The organism is Parapedobacter sp. (assembly GCF_035556095.1).
In the GTDB taxonomy this organism is placed as follows: Bacteria; Bacteroidota; Bacteroidia; order Sphingobacteriales; family Sphingobacteriaceae; genus Parapedobacter.
Genome location: NZ_DATMFT010000021.1, coordinates 97,878 through 122,919, shown reverse-complemented (window position 1 = coordinate 122,919; position 25,042 = coordinate 97,878). Strand labels below are relative to the sequence as shown.

The following is a 25,042-nucleotide window of genomic DNA, read 5'->3' as shown; positions in this document are numbered from 1 at the left end:
CGACTGACGACATCCCCAAATATGGCTTCCGTACCGCTAACTTAAAAACGCAGCCCGTAAAGCTGCTCACCAACGTCGGTTATCTTCTTATCCACGGAAATCAATCCTCCGCCAGATACGTACCAGATATTCCCGGGCAGGGTAACCACCTTACCGTTTTTGTAAGCAGGCGTTGCTTTCAGCTCGGCACTCAGCAGCTCATCGGTGGGTTTCTTTTCACCCCCCACTGCCGAATCACGGTCAATTAGGAAGAGGTAATCGGGGTTCGCTTTTTCCACCAGCCCATCGCCTACTTTAAACCGATGACCCGTATGCGTGGTGTCATCCAAGTCCGTTAACGCTTGGCGTACGCCCAACACGTCGTGGATGAAACCGAAGCGCGACCCGCTGCCGTACGATGTATGGCCGCCACGCACGTGCAGGATCGTGAAACCTTTGTTGGTATCATCTTTCGTCTTTTCAGTCACCAAGTCCCGCTTTTGACGCAAGGTAGCGAGCTTTTGCTCTGCCATCGCCTCTTTGCCATGTATCTTCGCAATATGGCGCACATTGGTCTCGAAGCTACTCCAATAATCTTTTGTGTCAACGCCCAAGAAAATCGTCGGTGCAATCATGGCTAACGGGTCATAAGCACTCGACTGCCGACCGGAGATGATAATCAAATCGGGTGCAAAAGCGGTAAGTGCTTCGATATCCGGCCCTTTGATGCTTCCCAATTTGGCGTATTTGTCGCTTTTATATTCCGACAGATAGGCTGGCACGCTGTTGGTCACACCGGCAACCGGTATGCCTAGTTCATGATAGGTCTCCAAAGAGCCGATATCAAATATAACAACCTTTTCGGGATTCTTTTTCACCTTGGTTTCGCCGAGGCGATGTTTGATGGTGATGAGCTCATCGTTATTGGCCGCAGCCTCGAATACGGAGAGTGTAAACAGTGCTGTGAGCATTACAGCCGCGGTGCACAAATAAGATATATATCGTTTCATCTGTTTATTTTTTTATTTTCAGTCATCAGATGGAGCCTTTGATGGTTAATCGGCCAATTATTTTCAGTTAATACGTAAACCTAGATAAAGACGCAATGCCTTCAGCTTCTACTACCAACCCTGCTTTTGCTGTTGCCGTTGCCGGATCGATTACATACACGGTAGGCTGTGCTGAGGCAGTGGTTACAGGGAAGTAAATCTTTCCATTGTCGGCAAAGGGGAGCCCAGTAGCGGTAATGTCGTTTTTCGCTGGAAACCCTTGTGTAACCCATTTGAGGGTTTTTTCTTTCATCTTCACGACCGCATATTGCGTTGCTGGCGTAGACGAGCCATACTCAACATCGTTGTAAACCTCTAACAGAAAATAATCTTCCGTAATATGCCACACTTTACGGAAACGGTAGCCCCCGGATTCCGCCTCGATATTGAAATAATAATCGGCATCGAACTCCGTAGCGCCCCCTTTGATGCGCAGTGCACCTGCAGGTTTGGTGGTATTGCCATCATAAGCACCCGAAAACACGTATACCATACCATCCCCTGCCTTCGCAATCTGCGAATAATACTGTGACTTGAACCGCCCAGAAGCGTAGCTGATCCGATCATCACGATAAATCCGCTTCACATTGAGGTCCGCATCAAGTGCGGCGACCCATACGCTGTCTGGATGGGTAACTGGGCCGGTACTGCCGCCACCACCCTGGCTGGGGTCCTTAGGTTCCGAAACGACTAATCCGGTAAGGAACTCCCCGTTGCCCAAATCGACGATACCCGAAAACGTTGCCTGTTGGCCGTTGCCCGTGAAATTCTCCGTCACAACCGTTTTTTGTGTCATCGAGTTATGGTTCTCCAGATCGATGAAATTAAAGACAGAACCGGTTTTGCCATCGGTCAGCGTCTGCCCGCTAACACCGGTGATAACATACTTGTCAAATGCACCGTAGGTAGTAAACCGCGAAGTAATCTGGAACTCGTTGCCCACCGGGGCCAAGACACCATTGGCATCCAATCCATACGAAATACCGATACCGGGGTCGCCTTGCGCGTAGATAAGCCCTACAGATGCAGTAGTGCCATTATTGACCCACATGTTGTAGGTACGTGGGATTTCAACACCATTTCCGACAATCGTTGCCGTGCCAGCGCCGAGATCATTGGCCGTAAGCAAATACGTGCTGCTGCCAGCCGTAGCCGCAATAAAATATTTTTCACCGTGTTCTTCTCCGTTACCATCGCCCGGTCCGGGGTTCTCACTTTTACTGCATCCAACCATCGCCAAGAGGGCGGCACTGAGTATACAAGCAGTTCCATACTTCGTTCTAACGTGTTTCATATTCATTCTTTATTTATATTAGTACATTGATTTATCCATTCCTTTTCCTCAAAAAATAGCGCAACTTGAGCGCAAAACTCCGTCCGGGCTTCTGTAGGCTGAAATTATCGTAGAGTATTGTATTGGTAAAATTCCTCGCCTCAAAAGCGATGTTATAGCGCCCACCTTGAAGCATATAGGACATACTGAAATCGTGATAAATCTGCTGGGGAAGTGTTGCTTTGGTATTTTGATTCCCGAGGCTCTCCCAATCGAGGAAAAATTCACCGACAAAATTGAATGTATACGATAGGCTCAGCACATTGCCATTGCCCCACAGGTCGTGCACATAATAAGCGGCGTCGGCATTGCCGAAGAAATACGGTACATTACGCATCCGGTTGTCGTAGGTAACACTCGGCCTGTTGCCAGTAGACGACGCATAACGTTCTTTATTTCGCATATCCTGATAGGTTACATTCCCGCCGACCATGAACCGGTTTCGATAATAATAGCGCGCCTCCGCATCTATTCCAATATTGCGCACTTGGCCGTGGTTGCTGTAGCCCGCGGTACCATACCGCTGCTCCACCAGCCGTTGGATGTAATCCTTGATATCTCGATAATATCCATTCACATCGACGTATAATGTATGGGCATCCCTGATGGTCTTGTTCATGTTGATTCCGAGATTATAGTTCAGGGAATTTTCGGCACGGAGGGTGGTGTTGCCGGTTTCGAGCACCTCATCGCCAAAAAGCTCATTGTCTGTCGGTAACCGGAATGCTTTTTCTATAGACGCCTTAAATTGGAAATCATCCCAAAAATAAGTGGTGGCCACGCCGTATCCCGTGGTTCCGAACGACTCTATACGCTCTGCATAGGCCGTGTTACCTGCAACGGTAGAAGTATCGACGGGACCAACAACACGTTGGTAATAATGCTTACCGAAAAGATTGGTATTCCACGCTGCGTTATGCCGGTAGCGGTAAGAAGCCCCCAATACATTTTTCAGATTCGCCCGTCGCATGGTATCAATGGCCGAATACACATCCTGCACCGCTACGTTATCCGCATTTTTCCGCTCATAGCCGGTAATCACATTGTTCACAGCGAATGCATGTTTTTCATTGATATCATAAGTGATGTTTGCCGTGGTGGAAACATTGTCATTATAGAATTCGCCAAGGGTATAACTTGACTCGCCGAGATAGCGGGTAGCCCGGAAGTCGCCGAACCAATTGTATTGCCGAGCAGCTGTATCAATATTGTGATTGTAGTTCCGATTGTAGTTGGCCGTTAGCCGAACGTGCAGGTTATCCACAAACAGGTCCTTCTTCTCGTATGACAGCGACGGGAGCACCGTAGTACCGCTGCGCTCGCGTTTACCGAATACGATTTTCATCAGATTCGAATGTTGGATTTCAGCGCGCTCCTGCCCCAATGTAATACCAAGCAAGAGACGGTCGGCCCAAGGTTTACCAACGAACCCCACTTTGGCCATCACGGTCTCGTTCTGGTAGGCGTCATTGAAGCGACGGACCCAATATTCCTCCCATGAGAAATTCCCCGTTTGGACATCCAATACACTTGTTCGCACCTTATAATCGTTGTCCGAATAATTCTGGAACGCATTCAACTGGAAAGTAAATCCACCGCGGGTGGTATGCCCGAGGCTTATATTCGTCTTATGCGTATTGAATGAACCATAGGAATACGATACGTCGAGGTAGCTGTTGGCGCTTTGGTTGGTGACGATGTTAATCACACCGCCCATGGCGTCGGCACCGAATTCAATCGGGACGACGCCTTTATACACTTCAATACGGTCTGCCACATTCACCGGGATATTATTGAGTTGGAATGCCGACCCGAACCCCTCCATGGGCACGCCATCCATAAACAATTTAATGTGCCTGCCCGTAAAACCGTTCAGTGAAATGGACATGTTGGAGCCGACACCCCCCGTTTCGCGAATCTTCACGCCAGACGCGCGGTCGAGCATTTTCCCTAAGTCCAACGTGGAGTTATACAACGATTTGGCATCCAACGCCACCACATTGAATGGTGACTCCCTAACTTCAGTGATGGCCGATTTACCGGTGACTTCCACTTCATCCAGCCGATAGTCTTCAGCAGGGACCAGCACCAGCTCAAGCCGCTGGTCCCGTTCGAGCGTCAACACGTGCACCTGCTGCCGATAGCCCACCATCGAGCAGATAATACGGTGGGCGCCCTGAGGTAGCCGAAGGTGGAACCCGCCGTCTTCCGCCGTAGTTGCCGAAAACGAGCTCCCTTTGATATAGATGGTAGCCCCAGGCAATGCATCGCCAGCTTCATTAACAACGGCACCACTTAACGTAACATCATGCTGTTGCCCATGGGTCAAAACGGGCATCAGTCCAACCACGCAGACCCATCCGACAACCAACAAGTGCGATAAACGCCAGCCCACGTAACATTCTCCCATATTCATTTACTATTTAGACTAATTTTAAATACTTTTGCGCAAAAGTACATGCTCACACCTCTCGAAGGTTGCGCAATTGGTATTATTATTTGTAAAAAAGGAAATATTAAGCCAAGCAATGAAACTCACATCCCGCATCACCACATTGCCCGGTTGGATTTACAACGTGGAGGTGGCAGACGATTATGCTGTCGACAGTGCTCTTGATGAAGGCATCAATACCCTACCGCATCCGTTTGTCCAATACATGGAGGCCCACTACCTAACCACCTCGGGACTCATCATTGCCGATTGCCGGATGAGCTTTACGGAAGATACCGAAGACATTTTCCGCGTCGAGGGGAGCAATATCATGCTTAATTTCGGTTTGGGCGGTTCCATCGCATTTGAAGTGGACAATCTCACACCGTTACACCCAGCCAAGCTATCCACCCATGCCATTTCTTATACACCAAATTTCGATGGTCGATACCTGATGCCAGCCGGCCAGCAAATTCATTATGTTTGCGTTATTCTGTCAGAAAGCTTCTATTTTCAATTAATCAGTCGGGAATCAACCCTCCACAAAGAGTTTGTAAACCAGGTACGCAAAAGAGAACATACATATTTTTCGCCCGACCGTTTAGCCGTCACACCGGCTATTAAGCGTGTTTTGGCTGAAATCATTACCTCCAACCGGTCGGGCCTACTACCCCGGCTCCTGCTCGAAACGAAAATCAAGGAGCTGTTAGTCATTCAACTGGAACATTTCTTATATCACGACCAAGAACACACGAAAAAGGCAGGTTCACTGTTGCAGCCTTCCGATATGGACAAACTCAGCGAGGCAAAGCGTATTTTAGATGAGCGATTTGCTAAACCACCACTCATCGCCGAGTTGGCCAGAATGGTGACGTTGAATGAATACAAGTTAAAGGTAGGGTTTAAATCCCTCTACAACCAAACAGTTTACCAATACGTCATCCAAAAGCGAATGAAATTAGCACTATCTTTGTTGAAAGATGGTGGTCACACCGTTAGTGAAGTGGCGTATAAAGTAGGGTACCGGGATATTTCCCATTTTTCCAATGCCTTTCTAAAATATTATGGCCATCGACCGAAGGCGATTGCTTATCGTCCGGGATCGCTCTAAAATGAAGTACATGAAACAATCAACAACGACAATCGCTACGCTTGCAGCAAGCCAGTACATCGGCAAATTATGTCGCCATTTCCGACATAAAATCGAAACTGAATATACGCCTACTACCGGCCTGGCGACATTTCCGTTCGGAACCTGCAACATGACGGCGACACCGACCCACCTCACATTTGATATCGCAGCTGATAATGCCGAAAGTGTAGAAAAAATAAAGGGTGTACTCGTAAGGCACCTGGATAAATTTGCTTACAAGGAGCAGCTCATCGTGGAGTGGCAGGATGGAAGTCGGGGCTAAACAACGAGTAAAAACGCGTAGATCGCCTCGAACTCACCCAACACGGGAAATACCGGTATGACCATGCGTAGTAACTTATTGGGAAGAACGCCAAAATGCTTCCGGAAAGCGGCGGTGAAATGCGATGCATATTTATACCCTACTTCTTGTGCGATTGCCGCCACCTTCAGTTCTTTTTCAAGCAACAGGGCTTTTGCCAGCTCCATACGCCGCGCAGTAAGATACCCAAAGACGGTAATTCCGTACACGGCTTTGAAGTTTTTCTTCAGCGTGGATTCGTTGGTGCCTACTGCACGGGCCAATCCGACTAATGAATAGGATTGGGCCGGCTGTTCATGCAGTAAGTCCCTTACCTTCCGCACGCGTTCCAAATCGTCAGGGCGCAGTTGCGTTGCCATTCCCCTGTTACCAAACCTGTCCGCCTTTTCCAAAAAAAGCACAAACAATTCAGTCAGTTTTAACTGGGTGTAGGCACGTTGTAAATACGCTGGCTTCCTTTCATGGAGTATTTGTTGAATAACGGTAATCTTACGAACTCCCAATACCATATTTGAGCCATCGAACAGCCAGATGCACTTATCGGCATTCAGAAAGCGATGGAGATCCGGCTGACTGTCAGCGATTGGTAATGAGATATCAGAAACGCCTACAACCAACATGAACAGTTCACAAGCCCCATCACTACGAATAATGATGTCCTGTGTGCAACCTTCCTTCACAAAGAAGCAATTGCTTTCACCTACTGAAAATGCTTGCATCATTCCCTCACAGCCAACCTGTATACCCTGCCCTTTCGAGACGAAAACTAAGCGGATCTCCGATCTGGGCTGGGCCGAGACTCGGCCGCGATAAGCATCCGATGTGTGAAGTTGATAGTAACTAAATGTTCCAAACCGACTTATCGATGCATGCCCATTCCTTAACGTCTTTGTACGGGTTTCTCCATCGATCAACATGCCGTGGGTGAAATCATCACACTCCATAGAAAATTCCGCCATTTATAAGTGATATTCCGTTATCTATAATTTGCAGGTCATACGTAACCCTATATTTGCGCCAAATATAAGTTATTTAGACTACATATAAATAATGTCCCCTGGAAATAATATATCTCGCTTTTTATCCGTCGCATTGCTTATCCTTACCACCACGGCTGCCTTTGCGCAAAACGGCGTACTCTCGGGTGCTGTTACCGTCTCTTCAGGGCAGCCTGTAGAGAGCGCTTCGGTCATGCTGAAACCTGGCAATTGGGCTACGATGACGGACGAAAAGGGCAGGTATACATTTACTGATGTTCCTTTCGGAACATACATTTTGATGGTCACTTCACTGGAGATACAACCGATCGAAACACGGGTGGTATTGGACCGAGCCCATCAACGTAAAAACATCGTTACGGAGAAAAACAGAACTACACGACTGGACGAGGCCAATGTATCCCGCAACACTGAAAAGCGGGAAATGGAAACGAGCGGGTTCGCCGTTGCTGTAATCGAAACCAAGGAAGCGTCTGTAAGAAACCTTACCACCAACGAACTTCTGGACCGAACAGTAGGGGTGCGTGTCCGCCAGAATGGCGGAGTCGGGTCGCGGGTTGAATATAATTTGAATGGATTATCCGGTAGCGCGGTCGGACTCTTTCTGGATGGCATCGAAATTTCAACATATGGCTCTTCGTTTAACTTAAACAACATCCCTCCAGCGATGATTGACCGAATAGAAATCTACAAAGGGGTGTTGCCGTCACACCTTACAGGCGACTATGTAGGGGGTGCAATCAATGTGGTGTTAAAGAAAGACGCATCGCGCAATAACATCACCGTGGCTACATCATACGGATCATTCAACACCTTCCAAGCCGATATCGGAACTACCTTCCGCCACAAAAAAAGTGGGTTTTCCACTCGGGCTTCCGGATTTTACACCTATACTGACAATAGCTTCACGACTTGGGGCAGGTCTACCACGTACGTGAACCACCTGCAGCAGATCACCCGTCCCTACCGTGCCAAGCGGTTCAACGATGTATACAAATCGATCGGTGGACGGTTCGAAGCGGGGTTCACGGATGTAAACTGGGCAGACCAATTCTTCATCGGTTATAACATTTCAGACACCTATAATGAAATCCCCCACGGCACCACCATGGCGGTACCCTACGTTGGCCGGTTTTCTGAGTTCCAAGCGCACGTGCTGAGCCTCAATTACAATAAAAAAGATCTGCTAGTCGATGGTTTGGCATTAACGGTCAATGCGGTACGTAGTAACCGCAGCACTTACCTACAAGACACCGTAGGATTCGCTTACAACTGGGATGGCACGGTAAGGGAAGTCATCGAGTTCGGCGAACGCGTACCCCTTCGAACCACGGGTGGTGGGCAACAGGGAGAAAAAACAATAACTCAAATTGACCGGAAAATAACTAACGTGCGTTCAAATTTAGGTTATACCATTGCTAACCGGCACCGTATTTCTTTCAACCATAAGTTCGAGACTACCGATCGCGACGATAACGATCTGCTGAATCCCATCAATAAGGATCTCGTCACCGTGAGTAAGGTAGCCAAAAATATCCTTTCGGCAAACTACGAGGCACAGACCTTCGGTGATCGGCTGAAGACGAACTTGCTCGCTAAATACACAGTCAACAAAACGAGCACAAGCCGGCCGGAAATCGTAACCAGAGAAGGTGTCAATACGATTGTACGGCATGACACGACAACGCTCGCAGACAACTTCGGATACGGTGCCACGCTATCGTACAACATTTTGCCTTCGTTTTATTTCATCGCATCGGGTGAGAATGCATACGTGATGCCTGGCGAACGTGAAATGTATGGTGACCCCGAAGTGAATATATTACCCAATCTGCGGCTAAGGCCAGAAAAAAACATCAACTATAACCTGGGGCTCCGCTGGGGGGCTGTAGATATTGGAAAACACCGAATATCGGTTTACGGCAGTGCATTTTGGAGGAACGGATTTGATAAAATCACTCAACAAGTTGTCGATGAAGATGAAATCGAAGACGAATCTGATGCCGACATCCAGACCACCCGATACATCAATTTGGGAAAAACGCAGGCCCGCGGTGTTGAAGCCGAAATCATCTACATCTACGACAACCGCCTGAATGCGATGGTAAATTTCTCAAAATTCAACAACCTGTTCAAAGGAGGGGTGGATGCCGCCGGAAAGAACCACGACCTGTACAACGAACAAGTACCAAATGAGCCCTTTTTCACCATTAACAGCAATATCCAATACCGGCTGAACAATATCTTCCAAAAGCAGTCCGTGCTAAACCTCTATTACAACACCGGGTATGTAGGCGAATTCTATATCGTATGGGGGCAACCGGAGTGGTCAAAAACCCCTACACAGTTCACCCACGATCTCGGGGCTAGTTACCGCTTCCCGAATGGTAAGCTGATTGCCAGCGTTGACGCGAAGAACATTTTCAACGCGGAAGCCTACGACAATTTCATGGTGCAGAAGCCAGGCAGGGGTATCTATTTCAAATTGAATTACACCATTAGTAAATTTTTATAAAAACAAGTATAACATGAACAATCGATTAACAAAAGCCATGTATGCTGCGGCCATAGCAGCGATTTCACTGGGTAGTTGTAGTAAATCCGAAAACCCAGACCCCAACCCCAACCCGCCCGGTGGCGACGATACGCGTTGGATTACGCTGACCGCGGCCATTCCCGACGAAGCTGGCACAGCGGGTAACGGTGGTACACTTGCTTATGCAATATCACCCGAAAATGCAGCCAATGCGAGTTACGAGGTACGTATATATGATGAAGGTAAAGGGTTCTCATTGAAATCACAACGTACGGCCCGGGTACAAGCGTCTGCTGACGGAAAATACCTTTATAACATTCAATATACCGGCGCCGATGGCGGCGTCTTTAATAAATACCAGGTATCCGGCGAAGGCAAATACATCGAAGTGGGTGAGGAATTGAACACAGCCGTTATTCTCGGCACATCTCCTCGCTGGACCAAGGCCGCTGAAGGAAAAGGCGTGGGCGTGTCGTTCGTCAATGCCAAGGATTCGTACACGGGCGAATCGCCGAATTACAAATACCAACACCCGAAAGGCGAAATCCGCATTGCCAACATCGATCTGGACGACCCCGCTATCAGAAACACAGGTAATATAGCCGTTGACTTAGGCGAAGAATTGGAAGGACAGGGATATCATGTATGGCGTGCTGATGTACCTGTTTTGAATCAGGCCCAAGACAAGCTGTTCATTGGCGTGGGGATACGCAGACATGATCTGACCAAAACGGCACCCGTTGCCGGAAGAAATGGCTCGCTGAGCTGGCCCACCACCGAAGAAAGGGATTTGGGCACAATTACTTACGTAGTTGATTATCCTTCGCTGAGGAATCCGAAAATAATCACCTCTACGGTTGCACAAACCGATAACCTCTCTTACCGTACGATGACGCAATACCTGGGTACGGATGGACACCTCTACCAAGCGGCCACCAGCATGGGCAGTGGGCACCAGATCCTTCGCATCAGTAAGTCGACCAACGATTACGATAACTCATACAATTTCGACTTAAATGCTGCATTGGGAATCGATGACGCCGGCATCCGCGCATTCCGCTACATTAAAGATGGTATTGGTGTCGTATTATATACGCGCGGTAGTGTCGATGGCGGATATATCGCGCTTGTAGACCTCAATAATAAAACCGCGACCAAACTGACTACCGAGTACGAAAGCGACGAAGACTTAGCCGACACTTTCGGTCAATACCAAAACATCGGGGCAGAAGGTGACTTTGCCTACGTTCCCATCACGCCATCAGGAAAAGATGGTAGCATCTATGTTATAAACTGGAAAACCAAAGAAATCAACAAAGGTGCAAAACTAGTCGCCAGTACAGGAGCCCACTATATCGGGGCTTATTAGTCTAGCGATACATACATCATTATCCACAAGAATGCGGTGCCCCGGAATGCGTAAGTCATATCGGGGCACCGCTTTTTCAATGCCCATCTTTTAGCAGACGACAAGTCTAAATCCTACCGTTCAATCAAGCACACCGCGTAGGCAACAACCCCTTCTTCGCGGCCGATAAACCCCATGGTCTCATTGGTCGTGGCTTTGATGGAAACATCTTCTTCGGAAATACCCGCCGATACCGCAATACGGGCCTTCATTTCTGGGATATAAGGTTTTATTTTCGGCGCTTCTAAGCACAACATCGCGTCAATGTTACCCAATGACCACCCTTTTGCAGCCAATAATTTAACACATTCTTCAAGTAACAACAAGCTGCTTACACCACGCCAGCGCTCTTCTGTATTGGGAAAATGATAGCCGATATCTTCCAAGTTGGCGGCACCCAGTATGGCATCGCAAATCGCATGTACCAACACATCGGCATCGGAATGGCCGAACGCTCCAGCGTGGTGATCCAATTGTACCCCCCCCACAATGAACGGATGGCCTTCCTTCAACTGGTGTACGTCAAAACCAAAACCTACTTTTATTTTCATTTCTCTTGCTGTTTGCTGTTTTGCCTATTTGTTGTTTTGTTGTTTTGTTGTTTTGCTATGTGGTGATTTGCCTGTTTGCGGCAAAATGCAAAAATACAAAGTGCAAAAAATGCAAAAAAACAAACATAAGCAAATACCCGGATATTCTCAAATGGTATAGAATTTGTGCATTTTGGCCGTGTTGGCTAAGATGAAAAGTGATTTTAGTTGCGCGTAACTCCAATAATTTACTTAATTTTGATTCTTTACAAAAGAAGCGTCATTTCCGATATACCAAATGAGAACAACGAATACGTATTTTATCCCTGCCCTTTTATTGTTTTTCTGCGTAAGCTTATTTGTATCCTGTAAAAATCGGAGTGGAGTTTCTCCGAAAACCGGCGTCGCGTACAACGACCCTTATAATGGTGGTTTACAGATCAACCGGAAAGTAAAAGAAGGGCCGGGCCCGGGACTGATTGTCATCGAAGGTGGTACGTTTGTGATGGGCGGAAGTCTCAACGAAGACATCACATATGCGCACGATAACCTACGCCGTCGCGTAACGGTTGCCTCATTTTACATGGACGAAACGGAAGTTTCGAATGCGGACTGGCTGGAATACCTGCATTGGCTCAACCAGAATTTCCCAGATGATAAGGAGCTTTATTACAATGCACTTCCAGACACGCTGGTATGGCGGCACCCGCTCTCTTACAACGAGCCCTACGTCGACCTCTACTTGCGCCATCCCGCCTACCAGGATTATCCAGTGGTAGGCGTAACGTGGGAGCAAGCCAACGATTATTGTATTTGGCGGACCGATCGCGTAAACGAGCATATACTTCGTCAAAAGGGCGCATTGGTCGATTACCGCACATTAGCGGAATCGCAGGGAAGACCTGCCGAACCGTTCAATACAGACATTTACCTCAATGGGCAATATCGTGGTGAAGGGATAGATGGCGAAAAAATGCCACAAGACAACACACCAGGAACAGAAGACGGCGCGCGCCGGCCAGTCCGGATGGAAGATGGTGTGCTTAAGCAACCTTACCGCCTTCCCACGGAAGCTGAATGGGAATACGCAGCCCTTGGTTTAGTAGGCAATACCGAATACGGCAACATCGAGAGCAGTAAAATATATCCGTGGGATGGGTTGGGGCTCCGTTCGGCCAAACGCCGTACACAAGGATTGATGATGGCCAATTTCAAGCCAACCAGCGGCGATAACATGGGTGTGGCGGGATACCTCAACGACGGTGGTGACATCACCGTGTCTGTCACTAGTTACCTGCCTAACGATTATGGGCTTTACAACATGGCCGGCAATGTCAACGAATGGGTACGCGATGTGTACCGACAGCTTTCGTTTGAGGATTTCCAAGACTTCAACCCGTTCCGGGGGAATGTGTATATGGATAAGCAACTCGAGGATTCTGAAACGGGTGTCATTGCGAAAGACAAATACGGTCGCCCCATCCGGATACCAGCCAAAGCGCCTAGAAAACAAACATGGGAAGAGCTGCAGGCAGCAACCGCCACACCTGATTCCACAGGGGCAACATTCGACTATGATGTGCGCGGGTATGCCGACGAAACAAATAACGAACTCTATGGGGTCACCACGCTGGTGAACGATAAGTCGCGCGTTTACAAAGGCGGATCGTGGAACGATCGTGCCTATTGGCTCAACCCGGCAACGCGTCGCTTCATGCAACAGGACGAATCGGACGCGATGACGGGCTTCCGCTGTGCGATGACGCTTGTCGGTTCGCCAGAGATCAACATTAAATCGAAGCCCTCCTTCCCGGCCAACCGTACTCGTGCACAGGGAGACCGGAAAATTTTAGGTATTTTTTAAACGTTAACGTCGCCTCTTTTTACGGCCTATTTTTTTGGTTCTTCTTTAATACCTATAGTCCCCTCAGCAGTGACACTTCCTGCTTCCAAGCGTGTTCGGAGCCTACGCCGTAGCGTTATCGCCCGTGCCAGGCGCACATAAAAAAGCGCCCTTCCAAAAAGAAAGAGCGCTTTTTTATGATGGACTTTCCACTAAGGGAATCAGTCAGCAGACTGCGTATAATAAATATTGAGCTTCATTTTCAATTCCGTACCGTCGCCGTTATTGATGATCGCCCGCCCGCCAGTGTTCAATACAGGGAAATAGGGAATGGAGCTGTCGGATACCGCGGCCGGTGCAATGAAAAACTCGCTACGATTTATCTTTCCTTGTAGCAAGTCTTGAATATAAGAAGTCAAATGAAAAATGTAACGGCTTTCACCCTCCTTCATATAACCTCCAAAAGCTCGCCAGTTACCATACCGATACCATAGACTACGACCGTCACCTCCATAACCGCCACCACTGGTACGCGAATCGCCATCGGGGACCGGCTGCCGCTGTCCTGCGATGTCTTCACGATACAACGTGAGGCGCGGTGCATGCATATCAAATCCATCCACTTCAGGAGATGATGTATATAAAACCAACTCTGCTTTATTTACGGCGATATTGCGCCCTTTCAGCGCATCGATATAAGGTATTTGCAAACGGGCCCGGAGTCCCGCAGGTGCTTGTAAGTACAATACGTCATAATGTTCTTCAGGGTTATCCAACTGTGCTTGTACCTCGGCTGTATATGTCCGCCTGATACTGGAAGTCAGCCTCCGAAAAGTCCCGCTGTTATTTTGTACCGTTGTTGGCAACAAGGTACGTACGGTATCGATGCCTGCATCCTCACCCTCCTTGCCATTCGGCTGCCGATAAGTAAGTTCGATACCGGTCATATCTGCAATGCCTTGAAAGGCTACCAATCCACCTACCCCGGTCATCTCGCTTTCCGCCACACGCAGGTATAACCCTTTTACGTGGTTGTTGAATCCTGCTTCGGTAGACAGTAAAGCAGAATCGACCTCCTCACTGAGAAGCTCCTTAAAGAATTCGGGCGACAGGGCGATTCGCAATTGGGGAATATCTTTCACCAACGTGTCCTTGTCATCGATATGTCTGATGATACTGACGCTATCTGTCTGTTTGTACGCGAAACGGCCGATGGTTTTTGTGCCGATAACCTCCTCTTTCACCGCCCACTCCTTCGTCGCATACTCGCCATCCGTATACGCTTCATCCAGCTGTAGCACTTGGAGGGTAAAATTGGGGCGGAGCGTATCTCCGAAATATTCCGTACCGTAAGGCAGCACGAGAATTGCGGAATCGATATCGGCATCGGGCCGTATACGAGGAACGGTTGTAGGCCTTCCAATGGCCAATGCCAGGTCCGCTACGGTTTTCCCAATAGCTGGATCATCAAGCCAACCGAATGTGGTCTGTGCAAAAGACGAAGACCGCGCACTGCCGTCTGGCACCGTCACCGCCTGCAGGGTGAGCGTATCGGTCAATACACCCACCAACTCATCTTCCGGATCGACATCCAATCCGATGCCTGATGGATTGGTACAACCTCCTAAAACAAAAAGACTTATCAACATGGTCAATAAGTCTTTGGTATGATAACTCATTCGCAAAGAATTAAATTCAAAATTATGCTTCCACTGCCGTCTCAAGCTCTACACTTGAAAATTGTTCGTAAAGGTTGCAATAATTTTCGAATTCTTCGTGGTCTTCTAACTCGAATACCGGGATATCGCTCTTTTTAACAATATTTAACAGTTGTTTATCTACGTCATCTCCTGTCAAAACCACACCATCGGAATAGGCCAATGCACCTTGGTATAGCCCTGCATAATCACCTTTACCATAGGGTGCTACATCTTCAGCAGTCATATCGCCGGTACGGGCTATTTCTGAAAAATCAGCCCCGAGCGAAAAGTCAATCTCTTCGTTGTATAGGGAATAGACTACCTTGGCGTCCTTAAAGGTAGGATCATCTTTATAGGCTGTTTTTATATATGCCGGTATGAGCGCACTCATCCAACCGTGGCAATGTACCACATCCGGAGCCCAACCCAGTTTTTTCACAGTTTCCAATGCGCCTTTACAGAAAAATACCGTCCGCTCGTTATTGTCTTCAAAAAACTTGCCGCAGTCGTCGCAGAACACTTGCTTGCGCTGGAAGTATTCCTCATTATCCAAGAAGTAAACTTGCATACGTGCTGCCGGAATAGATGCAACCTTGATAATCAGCGGATTGTCGTTGTTATCCACAACAATGTTCATTCCCGACAACCTGATGACTTCATGCAACCGGTTACGGCGCTCGTTGATATTGCCGAATCGCGGCATCAAGATACGGATTTCATAGCCCCGCTCCTGCATCGCCTGAGGCAGTTGGCGGGTAATTTCGGAAATTTTACTTAATTCGAGGAAAGGCGACATCTCGTGGGTAACAAACAGAATCTTCGTTTTTGCCATCTCCAATTATTGTTTTTATTTTATTAGCACAGTAAAATCGGTTCGCAAAGATAAGCATTTTTTGTCAATATACCAATTAGTTGGCGGGACTCTCGTGTATATATGGCAAAAAATCGCCATTTTTGCCGAACAAAAAAAGCGTTCATTTGTTGGAATTAATTAGCACTAAACTTTCGTTATCGCAGTTGCTGGAGCCACTGCATAGAAAAGGGCAATGCATTGCCTTTGTGCCCACCATGGGCGCGTTGCACCAAGGTCACCTCGCACTCGTTGCCCAGGCCAAGCAACTGGCCGATATTGTCGTATGCAGCATCTTCGTGAACCCTACCCAATTTAATGACCCGAAGGACCTGGAAAAGTATCCCCGCCCTTTCGAGCGCGACATCGAACTGCTTCAACTGGCCCATTGCGACATCCTTTTCCATCCTACGGTGGACGAAATGTACGGGGAGTATGAACAATGGAACCTCAACCTTGGCCATTTAGAACAGGTATTGGAGGGGCTGCATCGCCCAGGACACTTCCAAGGGGTTACACAAGTGCTGAAAAAGCTCTTCGATGCCGTAAAACCCAATATCGCGTGTTTCGGACAAAAGGATTTCCAACAGTATAAAGTAGTGGAGCACATGGTTAACCAATTTAAGCTGCCACTTGCCCTAGAGCTGTGCCCCACGGTAAGGGAGCCGGATGGATTGGCCATGAGTTCCCGTAACGTACGGCTAACGGACGCTGGGCGCAGACAGGCATCGCAATTGTACAAGACGCTGCAACAGACCAAGGCCGACCTGCACCGGAAGAGTTTGGATAACCTATGCACAGATGCCATCAATGTATTGGAAAACAGCCCAGGCATCCGCGTGGAATACTTCGCCATCTTTCATGCCGATAATTTTACCGTAGCCAGCGAAACATCAAGGGAACGGCCGCTCATTGCTTTGGCTGCCATTTGGGTAGATGGCGTGCGGCTCATCGACAACCTGTTTTTATAGCGTTATTTATTTCCGTATCTTTGTCCCATGGTTATTGAGGTACTGAAATCCAAAATCCATCGTGTACGCGTTACGCAAGCCGAACTCAATTATGTGGGAAGCATTACCATTGATGAGGATCTAATGGATGCGGCAAACATCATCGCCAACGAAAAAGTGCAAATCGTAAACAACAACAATGGCGCGCGCTTTGAGACATACGTTATCAAGGGCGAACGCGGATCGGGCGTAGTTTGCCTCAATGGTGCCGCTGCACGGCTGGTACAGGTTGGGGATGTGGTTATCATTATTTCCTACGCACTGATGGAGCAAGAAAAAGCCAAGAAATATGAACCATTATTGATTTTTCCCGACCACAATAACCGGTTAATAGACTAATATAAATCTCATTCGCAGAAAGTTAATATTATATTAACAATTTGTTAGATTAATCTAACTTTTAAATCTTATCTTTGCTGAATGGTTATTGATGGAGTACATAGTTTAGTTTGCCGTGTGGTGTAAAAATTCCATACGTCGTCGACTTGCCCTGTTCCAGGTGGGATTATTCTGCCTTATCGTGGCCAGCGGTATGGTGTTTATGCACAAGCATAAGACACGCGACGGACGAATTATCATCCACACGCACCCCTACAACCTCAAAGCAGATCCCGACGCCGTTCCACATCACGAGTCCGAGACGGAAATCTATTTGTTAGATGCGCTCTTCCAAGGTCGTTTCTTGCAATCTGACTTTACGACATACGACGAACCTGTTATCACACCATTTACCACGGCGTATACCAGCTACCGCACCCCTCATGCACCGATAGTGGTCGTAAACCACCAATCGGCTCGTGCACCTCCACGCACCAACTAGATTCTTTTTAATCCTTGCTATTTCAGGGCACAACATCTTATTGTCTGCGAATTGCTCCGACTAACGATTGCATTTGATCGATTTCGGCTATAGCACGACTATTATGTATCATCTAGTTGAATATTATGAACAAAAAAAATCTCATTGCGAGTTTCATTTTGATACTTTCCTCCTTTTGGGGCTATACCCAAACCATTTCCACCATTAGCGGTTCCATTACCGACCAGTCCTCCACAGCCATTCCCTGGGCCACAGTGGCCATCCCGTCGCTCAATGTCGGCACAACCGCCGACAGCACCGGCCACTTCGTACTTAAGGATGTTCCGGCCGGTCGCTGGGAATTGGAAGTTAAATACCTCGGTTACCAACCTTATACAATAACGATACGAACAGACGGTTCTACACCCAAAACACAGGATATCGTCCTCTTGGACGCTGGCACATCACTCGACGAAGTGGTGGTATCGGGTACGATGAAAGAAATGTCAAAACTGGACAGCCCCGTGCCGGTAGAAGTTTATACAGCCAAGTTTTTCAAGTCGAACCCGGCTCCGACCGTGTTTGACGCCTTACAAAACATCAACGGCGTTCGGCCGCAGCTCAATTGCAACATCTGCAACACGGGTGACATTCACATCAACGGTCTGGAAGGCCCCTATACGATGGTTTTGATTGATGGTATGCCGATTGTAAGTGGTTTATCCACCGTATATGGATTGAGCGGCATCCCCCAATCGCTAATCGAGCGGGTGGAAGTGGTAAAAGGCCCCGCATCCACACTCTACGGAAGCGAAGCAGTGGGCGGACTCATCAATGTCATCACCAAAAACCCGAGAAACACGCCCATTTTGGCAGTCGATGCCTTCGGCACCGGTTGGGGCGAAATAAGTGCAGACGTAGCCGCAAAACTACGTGTGGGAAAAAAATCACAGTCACTTCTCGGGGTAAGTTATTTCAATTACCAAAACCCGTTGGATAACAACAATGACAATTTCACGGATGTGACGCTCCAACACCGCGTTTCACTTTTCAATAAATGGAATGTGGACAGGAAAGATAATCGTATTCTTTCTTTTGCTGCACGCTATGTATACGAAGACCGTTGGGGCGGGGAAATGAACTGGGCTCCAAAATACCGCGGTAGCGATGAAGTGTATGGCGAAAGTATTTACACGAGTAGGTGGGAGTTTTTCGGCACCTATCAACTCCCGGTAAAAGAGCGTATCGTTTTTCAATTCAGCGCCAACGGGCACGACCAAAACAGTGTATACGGCGATATGCCCTTCCTGGCTGACCAGTATATCGGCTTTGGGCAGCTAACATGGAACAAAGTGTTGGGTAACCACGACCTGCTTAGCGGATTTACTTATAGATACACCTTTTACGATGACAATACGCCAGCCACTGCAGATGCGTTAAATGTGGACATCAACAGGCCCACGCACACGCGCCTGCCGGGTCTGTTTGTACAAGACGAAATCACGTTCGATGATCGCAACAAACTATTGCTTGGCGTACGGTACGATTATAATTCCATCCATGGAAACATTCTCACACCTCGTATCAATTACAAATGGAATTCACTCGATAAAAACAATGTGCTTCGGTTGAGTTTTGGTAACGGGTATCGTGTGGCCAATGTATTCACCGAAGACCATTCAGCACTCACTGGAGCGCGGGAAGTTGTTTTCGAATCGGAGCTCGCACCCGAGACATCGTGGAACGGAAACCTTAATTTCGTGAAAAAAGTGCCTTTAGGTAATGGTGGCATCATTGGCTTTGATGCAACTGCGTTTTACACGTATTTCAATAATAAAATCATTGCCGACTACGATACCGATGTACAAAAAATCCTTTACGGGAACCTCGACGGCCATGCCATTTCACAAGGTATTTCACTCAACATAGACCTCGCCCTGATGAACGGCCTGAAGATGATGGCGGGTGTAACAGCAATGGATGTGTACAGTGAAGAAGACGGGCAAAAAATCCAGCAACTGTTCACCGAACGGTTCACTGGGGTTTGGAATGCGAGCTACACGCTGAAGCGATTTGGAATAACGGTTGACTATACCGGCAACGTTTATGGCCCCATGCGGCTACCCTTATTGAGCGATACGGACCCACGGTCGGAAAAATCGCCGTGGTGGAGCATCCAAAACATCCAGCTGACCAAAGCATTCCGCAGCGGTATCGAAGTATACGGCGGCATTAAAAACCTGTTAAACTGGACGCCCAATCGAGGGAACCCATTCATCATTGCCCGACCGCACGACCCATTTGATAAGCTGGTTGACTTTGACGGTAACGGTCAAGCCATCACCACACCAGAAAACCCCTATGGGTTGACTTTTGACCCGTCTTACGTGTATGGGCCCAACCAAGGTGCCAGGGGATTCCTGGGCATACGGTATAGTTTTTATTAAGATAATTGCCAATAGTGTGTAGTTTAGGAGGAGCGCATGTTTAATTTGATTTACCGATTCATATCGATTCTTTCAGTGGTGTTGGTGTCATTAACGGCATCCGCACAGTTAAAACCGATTCCCATCGGCGAATTGACGGATAGCATGCGCATCCATCCTAAACCCGCGCTTATCTTGATTACCACCGACTGGTGTACGTATTGCCGGATGCAGCAAGCACAGCTCAAGAAAAATCGGGAGTTCCAGAAAGCCGCTGCCTATATGTATTTCTCCGAGTTTGATGCCGAAAACAGCGAAGCGGTGGTGTTCAACGACACAACCTATCGATTCCATTCAACCGGAGCATCTACGGGGAGCCATGAACTGGCCTTTTCATTGGGGAGCGTCAACAATCGGCTGGCTTTCCCAACTTGGGTGCTGCTCAATGAGCATTTCGAGGTTATCTTTAAGTTCCCGGGAATAATCCGAGCAAGCGATCTGTCCGTGCTATTAGCGACGGTGCGTCAACAATCACAACCGGATTGAACAGAAATAAGCAAATTCAAAAAAGTTTGGAATAACTAAATTTTTTTACGTCTATTGTAAAAAATTTAACAACTACCTATGTTAAAGTACGTTGCTTCCATCGCTTTCTGCGTATTCGCCGCGCTGTCTGCTTGCGAGCCGAACGGCAGTGAATCGATGGAGCCAGCAACGATACGGGAACCGATGGGCCCGTCGGCCGATGACCAAGCCCCGCAGCAAGACGATGTCATAGGGTTAGATTCAAGCGCAGTCACCGCATTGACCCACGTGAATCTCTGGCGTCAAAAGGGCTGCAAATGCGGGGATGTGTCCATGCCGGCCACCACGAAGGTTGCTTGGAATAGTGAGCTCTACGAAGCAGCATTGGCACACGCCAAAGACATGCACAAAAACAATTATTTCAGCCACATTAGCCCGTCTGGTGAAAATGTTTACAACCGCCTTGTGCAATCGGGGTATATCGATGATAGCCGCTCCATCCTCACATACGGGGAAAACATTGCATTCGGTGATTTCGACCTGCAAGCCGCCATCAGGAAATGGCTGGATAGCCCGAGCCATTGTGCCAACTTAATGCGTGACTCTTACCGCGAAATGGCCATCGCCCAACACGGCAACTATTGGGTCCAGGTTTTCGGAGCCACCCGCGACTAGCTTACACTTTTTTAACCACCTCTTGTAGCAAAACCGAAAACCGGTACGTCTGTACCTCGGCAGGAAACATTAATGGGCCTGCTCATGTTTGTTAAATAGTGTTAACAGATCAATTAATCGGATTATTTAAATAACTTTGCAACCGGCAAGGTTGAAACAACAAAATGATGAAGAAAATAAATGTACTGGTGTTGGGCGCTTTGATCGCCATGGGATTGTCGTCGTGCATCAAGGGTGATTCATATGATCCAGCTGCACAATATGAAATAGAGAAACCACTAATTGCAGAGTACGTAAACGAGCACATGCCAAACGCTCGTTTTCATGAGGCAACGGGTATCTGGTATGAAATCGTTTCGGCTGGAACTGCCGGATCCTTTAATTATAAAACAATTTACCCGAACGTCTACGTGAATTATGTCGGCGAGTTGCTTGACGGTACCGAATTTGGTAGTGACGATTCTGCGTCAGGTGCAGAATTGAATTTAGGAAACACCATTCTCGCATGGCAAGCGGTCTTTTTTCCTACGGAAGTCAGATATGATGGAAACGGTGAATTGTTGACTGAACCCCACAAATTCGGCGGTATTACGACCGAAGGTTTACAGAAAGGAGCAACTATCCGATTCGTTACCCCCTCACACATGGCTTATGCCCAGCGGGGTAAAGGTACTGTTCCGCCGAATTCGCCACTTTATTTTGAAATACAGGTAGTGGACATTCAAGACGCTAATTAACCGGGCAAACTAATTAAAAAACTGTACAGACAAAAATGATCAAATCGACTCCTTGTATTGCGGCTATCGGTATCATGGCCATCGCGTCATTGATGGGTTGCTCAAAAAAAGAATACCAATCGTTTGAAGAACTGGATAACGCGAACATCCGAGCTTACATCGATAAAAATAACCTTACGGTACATCAATACAAGGAGACCGATTTATTCTACCAGGTACTGGAAGAAGGAACGGGCAATCCGATAGATTATACCAAAACGTACCCGGTCGTTTACACCGTGAAAAGCCTAGACGGCAAGTATAACGCTACAGATACGTTAAGTACCAACAATCGCTATGCAGATTATTTCGGCTATTTCCCATTCGGATCAGCCTATGCCGGCACGCCCACCGTTGAGCGTCCGGGCGACTTTAAAGAGGTCATCCGCGAGGTACTGAAAAACACGAATGGAAAAATCCGTATCATCGTCCCTTCGCGGCTGATGTATGGTAGAAACGGTCGACCAAACCTAGGCATCCCCCCCAATGCATCGCTAGATTACGTTGTTGCAGTACACGATAACTTTGCCGATTACGAGGATCAGGTAATCCAACAGATGATAGCAAATGCATCGCTGAACATAGCCGATTTCACCAAACGCGAGGACCGCATCTATTATCAAATCATCGAACAAGGCAGCGGAGACCCCATTACGGCTGACTCTACGGTTACCGTGGATTACACATTGAAAAACCCCGAAGGGAAAGTAATTGACTCCAATACGGATAGCGAATTCGATTTAGCCGGCGACCTCATATCCGCGTGGTCTGAGATTGTGCCTTTGGTCAATAAAGGAGGCAAGATACGCTTTTTCACACCGAGTGACCACGCTTACGGAAAAGCGGGAAACTCCAGAACCGCACCGTTTCTTTCGCTCGACTTCGAAGTGGAAGTCAAGAACGAGTAGGGTATTGCTTCACCCCCTTCCCCGATAGCGCGATTCCTCCAATATCTTTTGGGCGTCTTTCATGCCCAATAACTCCGCAAGGCTGACGTCGGGATTTCGCTCCATATATCCGCTCACCATTTTCCAGCCGATAAACACGCCGAGTTTCGGTGCTGATTCGTTCTGCTCGCCCAATTCAGGGGTAAATGGCGCCTCGCCCAAGTATTTCTGTATACGGTTGTAATCGGATTCATAGAGTAAATTCTCCTGTAAAAACCAAGCCCATATGTCTCGTTCGAAATGGTTAGCCCACTGCCACTGGTCAGCAGTATAGCCGATGATCAGGCTGTCCGCCACGCTGGGTAACACCTGTTCCATCACGTACATTACTTTTCCCTGGTATACCATGTGTTGTAGCAAACTCACATCCAAAGCATCTTGCGGATACAATGTCCCACGCACATAGCTCTCGACCACCCGCGGCACCATATTTTCTGGAGTGAAACGCAGGGAAAGATATTGCGGGATACTGCTGCGCAACGCGGGATAAAACTTGGATTCCGCCCCAAGAAACATGTCGAGTCCAATACCCACGTATCCTTCTCCGATAGGTGTCTGCACGGCGAAGCCAGAAAAAAAAGCAATAATCCTCGGGATGTCAATCGCCGGGAAATAATATTTCAAATGTTTGAACGCATCGGTCAGCCCCGCCTCTTGTGCCCCCATATCCGGAAAAGTTTCGTAAACACTTGCTTTCAATGCCTTAAAATCATCCGTTGCAATAACCTTTTTCAGCACGGATGCGATGTGGGCACTGTCCAGCGGGTTGCCGGCTTCCAGCATATACTGCATGTAATCGGCATAGAAAAAACCATAGTGCTGAAGCCATTCCCGATTCTTGGCGACGATGTTGGTCGGCGTAATGCTATCCAATGCCTGGTCGAAACGTTCGATGGTAATATCTACATCGACGTGGCTCACGTCCACCCGTTCGGTCCGACCGCATGAAAACAGGCTGATAATTAAAAAAAAGCAATAAATTTGCCGTGCGCGGGTTTTGAGCATTATTTTTGTTCATTAGCTGCAGCGAAGTTAAGGATTTGTGAAATGGATTTACACGGATTATACCAGTGATATGCAAAAGAAAACAATACGATTCCTTTTATTGGCTTTTTTATTCATTAATTTCGGCAGTCGGCAAGTCATTGCTCAAGACTACTACAGTTCCACCTATCAATACAAGCCTGTTTCGTTGGGTATCACCTTTGCACCGAATATGGCATGGATGCGGCATGGCGATGCTGAGGGTTACCAGAACACACCGAAATTTGGTTTTGCATATGGCTTATTGGCCGACTTCGCATTTACGGAAAACTATTATTTTGCTACCGGATTACTCATCAACACCCTGAATAGTGACGTGGAATATGCAGACCCCACGATAAATACGACTCCCGGGGCCGACCTCACCCAAAGCTTCCGCTTGCAATACGCCGAAATCCCGATAACCGTTAAACTGAAAAGTACCATGCGCTATTTTCGCAGCTACTACGGGCAGTTCGGCTTCACCGGCGGCGTGAAACTTAACGCCAAGGAAAAAGAGCTTGGCAACTCCACCCGGAGCTCGATGGGAGACGATGCGGACTTCTTCAGACTGGCGTTGCAAATTGGCGGTGGAGTGGAATGGCAGCTCGACCACAACATGGTGATGGCAACGGGATTGAGCTTCAACAATGGTTTTACACGGGCCATTAAAGATGGTGAGCCCCGAAATTCGTACGTGGCCTTCAATTTTGGCATCTTTTTCTGACCTTTTACTGACAACAAGCAACA

Annotated in this window: 22 protein-coding genes; 14 read left to right on the top strand and 8 right to left on the bottom strand. The window is 47.8% G+C overall.

Annotated features, from left to right (window positions below; genetic code table 11):
• Positions 1–41: 41 nt before the first annotated feature.
• The 3 genes from VNQ80_RS11060 to VNQ80_RS11050 all read right to left on the bottom strand — a co-directional run bounded on the left by VNQ80_RS11060 (position 42) and on the right by VNQ80_RS11050 (position 4,771).
• Positions 42–989: a siderophore ABC transporter substrate-binding protein gene (locus VNQ80_RS11060; protein ID WP_325638485.1), complete on the bottom strand. Its 948-nt coding sequence runs from the start codon at positions 987–989 to the stop codon at positions 42–44.
• 67 nt (positions 990–1,056) lie between these two features.
• A complete protein-coding gene (locus tag VNQ80_RS11055) occupies positions 1,057–2,322 on the bottom strand; it encodes a DUF4374 domain-containing protein (RefSeq protein ID WP_325638483.1) in 1,266 nt (421 codons plus the stop codon).
• Positions 2,323–2,353: 31 nt separating this feature from the next.
• Complete coding sequence (locus VNQ80_RS11050) at positions 2,354–4,771, bottom strand: TonB-dependent receptor (RefSeq protein ID WP_325638481.1); 2,418 nt, start codon at positions 4,769–4,771, stop codon at positions 2,354–2,356.
• Between the two features lie 118 nt (positions 4,772–4,889).
• On the opposite strand from VNQ80_RS11050, the gene VNQ80_RS11045 reads away from it, so the two are divergent.
• Positions 4,890–5,903: an AraC family transcriptional regulator gene (locus VNQ80_RS11045; protein ID WP_325638479.1), complete on the top strand. Its 1,014-nt coding sequence runs from the start codon at positions 4,890–4,892 to the stop codon at positions 5,901–5,903.
• A gap of 10 nt (positions 5,904–5,913) precedes the next feature.
• A complete protein-coding gene (locus VNQ80_RS11040; RefSeq protein ID WP_325638478.1) occupies positions 5,914–6,207 on the top strand; it encodes a DUF2218 domain-containing protein in 294 nt (97 codons plus the stop codon).
• On the opposite strand, the gene VNQ80_RS11035 is transcribed toward VNQ80_RS11040, so the two are convergent.
• Positions 6,204–7,205, bottom strand: a complete 1,002-nt coding sequence (locus VNQ80_RS11035; RefSeq protein WP_325638476.1) for an AraC family transcriptional regulator — start codon at positions 7,203–7,205, stop codon at positions 6,204–6,206. The genes VNQ80_RS11040 and VNQ80_RS11035 overlap by 4 nt on opposite strands.
• Before the next feature lie 91 nt (positions 7,206–7,296).
• Between VNQ80_RS11035 and VNQ80_RS11030 the strand changes: the two genes are divergently transcribed.
• Together VNQ80_RS11030 and VNQ80_RS11025 are read left to right on the top strand one after the other, a co-directional pair.
• Positions 7,297–9,759: a TonB-dependent receptor gene (locus tag VNQ80_RS11030; RefSeq protein WP_325638474.1), complete on the top strand. Its 2,463-nt coding sequence runs from the start codon at positions 7,297–7,299 to the stop codon at positions 9,757–9,759.
• A gap of 13 nt (positions 9,760–9,772) precedes the next feature.
• Positions 9,773–11,149 (top strand): hypothetical protein, encoded by a 1,377-nt coding sequence (locus VNQ80_RS11025; protein WP_325638472.1) that lies wholly within the window; start codon positions 9,773–9,775, stop codon positions 11,147–11,149.
• Positions 11,150–11,262: 113 nt separating this feature from the next.
• On the opposite strand, the gene ispF is transcribed toward VNQ80_RS11025, so the two are convergent.
• A complete protein-coding gene (gene ispF / locus VNQ80_RS11020; RefSeq protein WP_325638470.1) occupies positions 11,263–11,739 on the bottom strand; it encodes a 2-C-methyl-D-erythritol 2,4-cyclodiphosphate synthase in 477 nt (158 codons plus the stop codon).
• A 277-nt stretch (positions 11,740–12,016) separates the two neighbouring features.
• Between ispF and VNQ80_RS11015 the strand changes: the two genes are divergently transcribed.
• Positions 12,017–13,582, top strand: a complete 1,566-nt coding sequence (locus tag VNQ80_RS11015; protein ID WP_325638468.1) for an SUMF1/EgtB/PvdO family nonheme iron enzyme — start codon at positions 12,017–12,019, stop codon at positions 13,580–13,582.
• Positions 13,583–13,782: 200 nt separating this feature from the next.
• On the opposite strand, the gene VNQ80_RS11010 is transcribed toward VNQ80_RS11015, so the two are convergent.
• On the bottom strand, positions 13,783–15,240 hold the full coding sequence (locus VNQ80_RS11010; RefSeq protein ID WP_325638466.1) for a DUF4270 family protein: 1,458 nt from the start codon (positions 15,238–15,240) through the stop codon (positions 13,783–13,785).
• Positions 15,241–15,262: 22 nt separating this feature from the next.
• Entirely contained in the window at positions 15,263–16,093 is an 831-nt protein-coding gene (locus VNQ80_RS11005) for a glycogen/starch synthase (RefSeq protein WP_325638464.1), read from the bottom strand.
• A gap of 149 nt (positions 16,094–16,242) precedes the next feature.
• On the opposite strand from VNQ80_RS11005, the gene panC reads away from it, so the two are divergent.
• The 8 genes from panC to VNQ80_RS10965 all read left to right on the top strand — a co-directional run bounded on the left by panC (position 16,243) and on the right by VNQ80_RS10965 (position 23,230).
• Positions 16,243–17,082: a pantoate--beta-alanine ligase gene (gene panC / locus VNQ80_RS11000; RefSeq protein WP_325638462.1), complete on the top strand. Its 840-nt coding sequence runs from the start codon at positions 16,243–16,245 to the stop codon at positions 17,080–17,082.
• 27 nt (positions 17,083–17,109) lie between these two features.
• A complete protein-coding gene (gene panD, locus VNQ80_RS10995) occupies positions 17,110–17,460 on the top strand; it encodes an aspartate 1-decarboxylase (protein WP_325638459.1) in 351 nt (116 codons plus the stop codon).
• Between the two features lie 115 nt (positions 17,461–17,575).
• Entirely contained in the window at positions 17,576–17,941 is a 366-nt protein-coding gene (locus VNQ80_RS10990) for a hypothetical protein (protein ID WP_325638457.1), read from the top strand.
• A 125-nt stretch (positions 17,942–18,066) separates the two neighbouring features.
• A complete protein-coding gene (locus VNQ80_RS10985; RefSeq protein WP_325638455.1) occupies positions 18,067–20,367 on the top strand; it encodes a TonB-dependent receptor in 2,301 nt (766 codons plus the stop codon).
• A 36-nt stretch (positions 20,368–20,403) separates the two neighbouring features.
• Positions 20,404–20,892: a thioredoxin family protein gene (locus VNQ80_RS10980; RefSeq protein WP_325638453.1), complete on the top strand. Its 489-nt coding sequence runs from the start codon at positions 20,404–20,406 to the stop codon at positions 20,890–20,892.
• Between the two features lie 78 nt (positions 20,893–20,970).
• Entirely contained in the window at positions 20,971–21,546 is a 576-nt protein-coding gene (locus VNQ80_RS10975; RefSeq protein ID WP_325638451.1) for a CAP domain-containing protein, read from the top strand.
• A 164-nt stretch (positions 21,547–21,710) separates the two neighbouring features.
• Entirely contained in the window at positions 21,711–22,283 is a 573-nt protein-coding gene (locus VNQ80_RS10970; protein WP_325638449.1) for an FKBP-type peptidyl-prolyl cis-trans isomerase, read from the top strand.
• A gap of 35 nt (positions 22,284–22,318) precedes the next feature.
• Positions 22,319–23,230, top strand: coding sequence for an FKBP-type peptidyl-prolyl cis-trans isomerase (locus VNQ80_RS10965; protein WP_325638447.1), 912 nt, complete (start codon positions 22,319–22,321; stop codon positions 23,228–23,230).
• A 9-nt stretch (positions 23,231–23,239) separates the two neighbouring features.
• Here VNQ80_RS10965 and VNQ80_RS10960 read toward each other — a convergent pair whose 3' ends face one another.
• The gene (locus VNQ80_RS10960) at positions 23,240–24,274 is read right to left on the bottom strand and encodes a gliding motility lipoprotein GldB (protein WP_325638445.1); all 1,035 of its coding nucleotides are present in this window, start codon (positions 24,272–24,274) and stop codon (positions 23,240–23,242) included.
• A gap of 70 nt (positions 24,275–24,344) precedes the next feature.
• Here VNQ80_RS10960 and VNQ80_RS10955 point away from each other — a divergent pair, with 70 nt between their 5' ends.
• On the top strand, positions 24,345–25,019 hold the full coding sequence (locus tag VNQ80_RS10955) for an outer membrane beta-barrel protein (RefSeq protein ID WP_325638442.1): 675 nt from the start codon (positions 24,345–24,347) through the stop codon (positions 25,017–25,019).
• The last annotated feature ends 23 nt before the right edge of the window (positions 25,020–25,042 follow it).

Excerpts from the sequence above, each read along its gene's own strand:
- VNQ80_RS11060 (WP_325638485.1), bottom strand. The coding sequence starts at position 989 with ATGAAACGATATATATCTTATTTGTGCACCGCGGCTGTAATGCTCACA.
- VNQ80_RS11055 (WP_325638483.1), bottom strand. The coding sequence starts at position 2,322 with ATGAAACACGTTAGAACGAAGTATGGAACTGCTTGTATACTCAGTGCC.
- VNQ80_RS11050 (WP_325638481.1), bottom strand. The coding sequence starts at position 4,771 with ATGGGAGAATGTTACGTGGGCTGGCGTTTATCGCACTTGTTGGTTGTC.
- VNQ80_RS11045 (WP_325638479.1), top strand. The coding sequence starts at position 4,890 with ATGAAACTCACATCCCGCATCACCACATTGCCCGGTTGGATTTACAAC.
- VNQ80_RS11040 (WP_325638478.1), top strand. The coding sequence starts at position 5,914 with ATGAAACAATCAACAACGACAATCGCTACGCTTGCAGCAAGCCAGTAC.
- VNQ80_RS11035 (WP_325638476.1), bottom strand. The coding sequence starts at position 7,205 with ATGGCGGAATTTTCTATGGAGTGTGATGATTTCACCCACGGCATGTTG.
- VNQ80_RS11030 (WP_325638474.1), top strand. The coding sequence starts at position 7,297 with ATGTCCCCTGGAAATAATATATCTCGCTTTTTATCCGTCGCATTGCTT.
- VNQ80_RS11025 (WP_325638472.1), top strand. The coding sequence starts at position 9,773 with ATGAACAATCGATTAACAAAAGCCATGTATGCTGCGGCCATAGCAGCG.
- ispF (WP_325638470.1), bottom strand. The coding sequence starts at position 11,739 with ATGAAAATAAAAGTAGGTTTTGGTTTTGACGTACACCAGTTGAAGGAA.
- VNQ80_RS11015 (WP_325638468.1), top strand. The coding sequence starts at position 12,017 with ATGAGAACAACGAATACGTATTTTATCCCTGCCCTTTTATTGTTTTTC.
- VNQ80_RS11010 (WP_325638466.1), bottom strand. The coding sequence starts at position 15,240 with ATGAGTTATCATACCAAAGACTTATTGACCATGTTGATAAGTCTTTTT.
- VNQ80_RS11005 (WP_325638464.1), bottom strand. The coding sequence starts at position 16,093 with ATGGCAAAAACGAAGATTCTGTTTGTTACCCACGAGATGTCGCCTTTC.
- panD (WP_325638459.1), top strand. The coding sequence starts at position 17,110 with ATGGTTATTGAGGTACTGAAATCCAAAATCCATCGTGTACGCGTTACG.
- VNQ80_RS10985 (WP_325638455.1), top strand. The coding sequence starts at position 18,067 with ATGAACAAAAAAAATCTCATTGCGAGTTTCATTTTGATACTTTCCTCC.
- VNQ80_RS10980 (WP_325638453.1), top strand. The coding sequence starts at position 20,404 with ATGTTTAATTTGATTTACCGATTCATATCGATTCTTTCAGTGGTGTTG.
- VNQ80_RS10975 (WP_325638451.1), top strand. The coding sequence starts at position 20,971 with ATGTTAAAGTACGTTGCTTCCATCGCTTTCTGCGTATTCGCCGCGCTG.
- VNQ80_RS10970 (WP_325638449.1), top strand. The coding sequence starts at position 21,711 with ATGATGAAGAAAATAAATGTACTGGTGTTGGGCGCTTTGATCGCCATG.
- VNQ80_RS10965 (WP_325638447.1), top strand. The coding sequence starts at position 22,319 with ATGATCAAATCGACTCCTTGTATTGCGGCTATCGGTATCATGGCCATC.
- VNQ80_RS10960 (WP_325638445.1), bottom strand. The coding sequence starts at position 24,274 with ATGCTCAAAACCCGCGCACGGCAAATTTATTGCTTTTTTTTAATTATC.
- VNQ80_RS10955 (WP_325638442.1), top strand. The coding sequence starts at position 24,345 with ATGCAAAAGAAAACAATACGATTCCTTTTATTGGCTTTTTTATTCATT.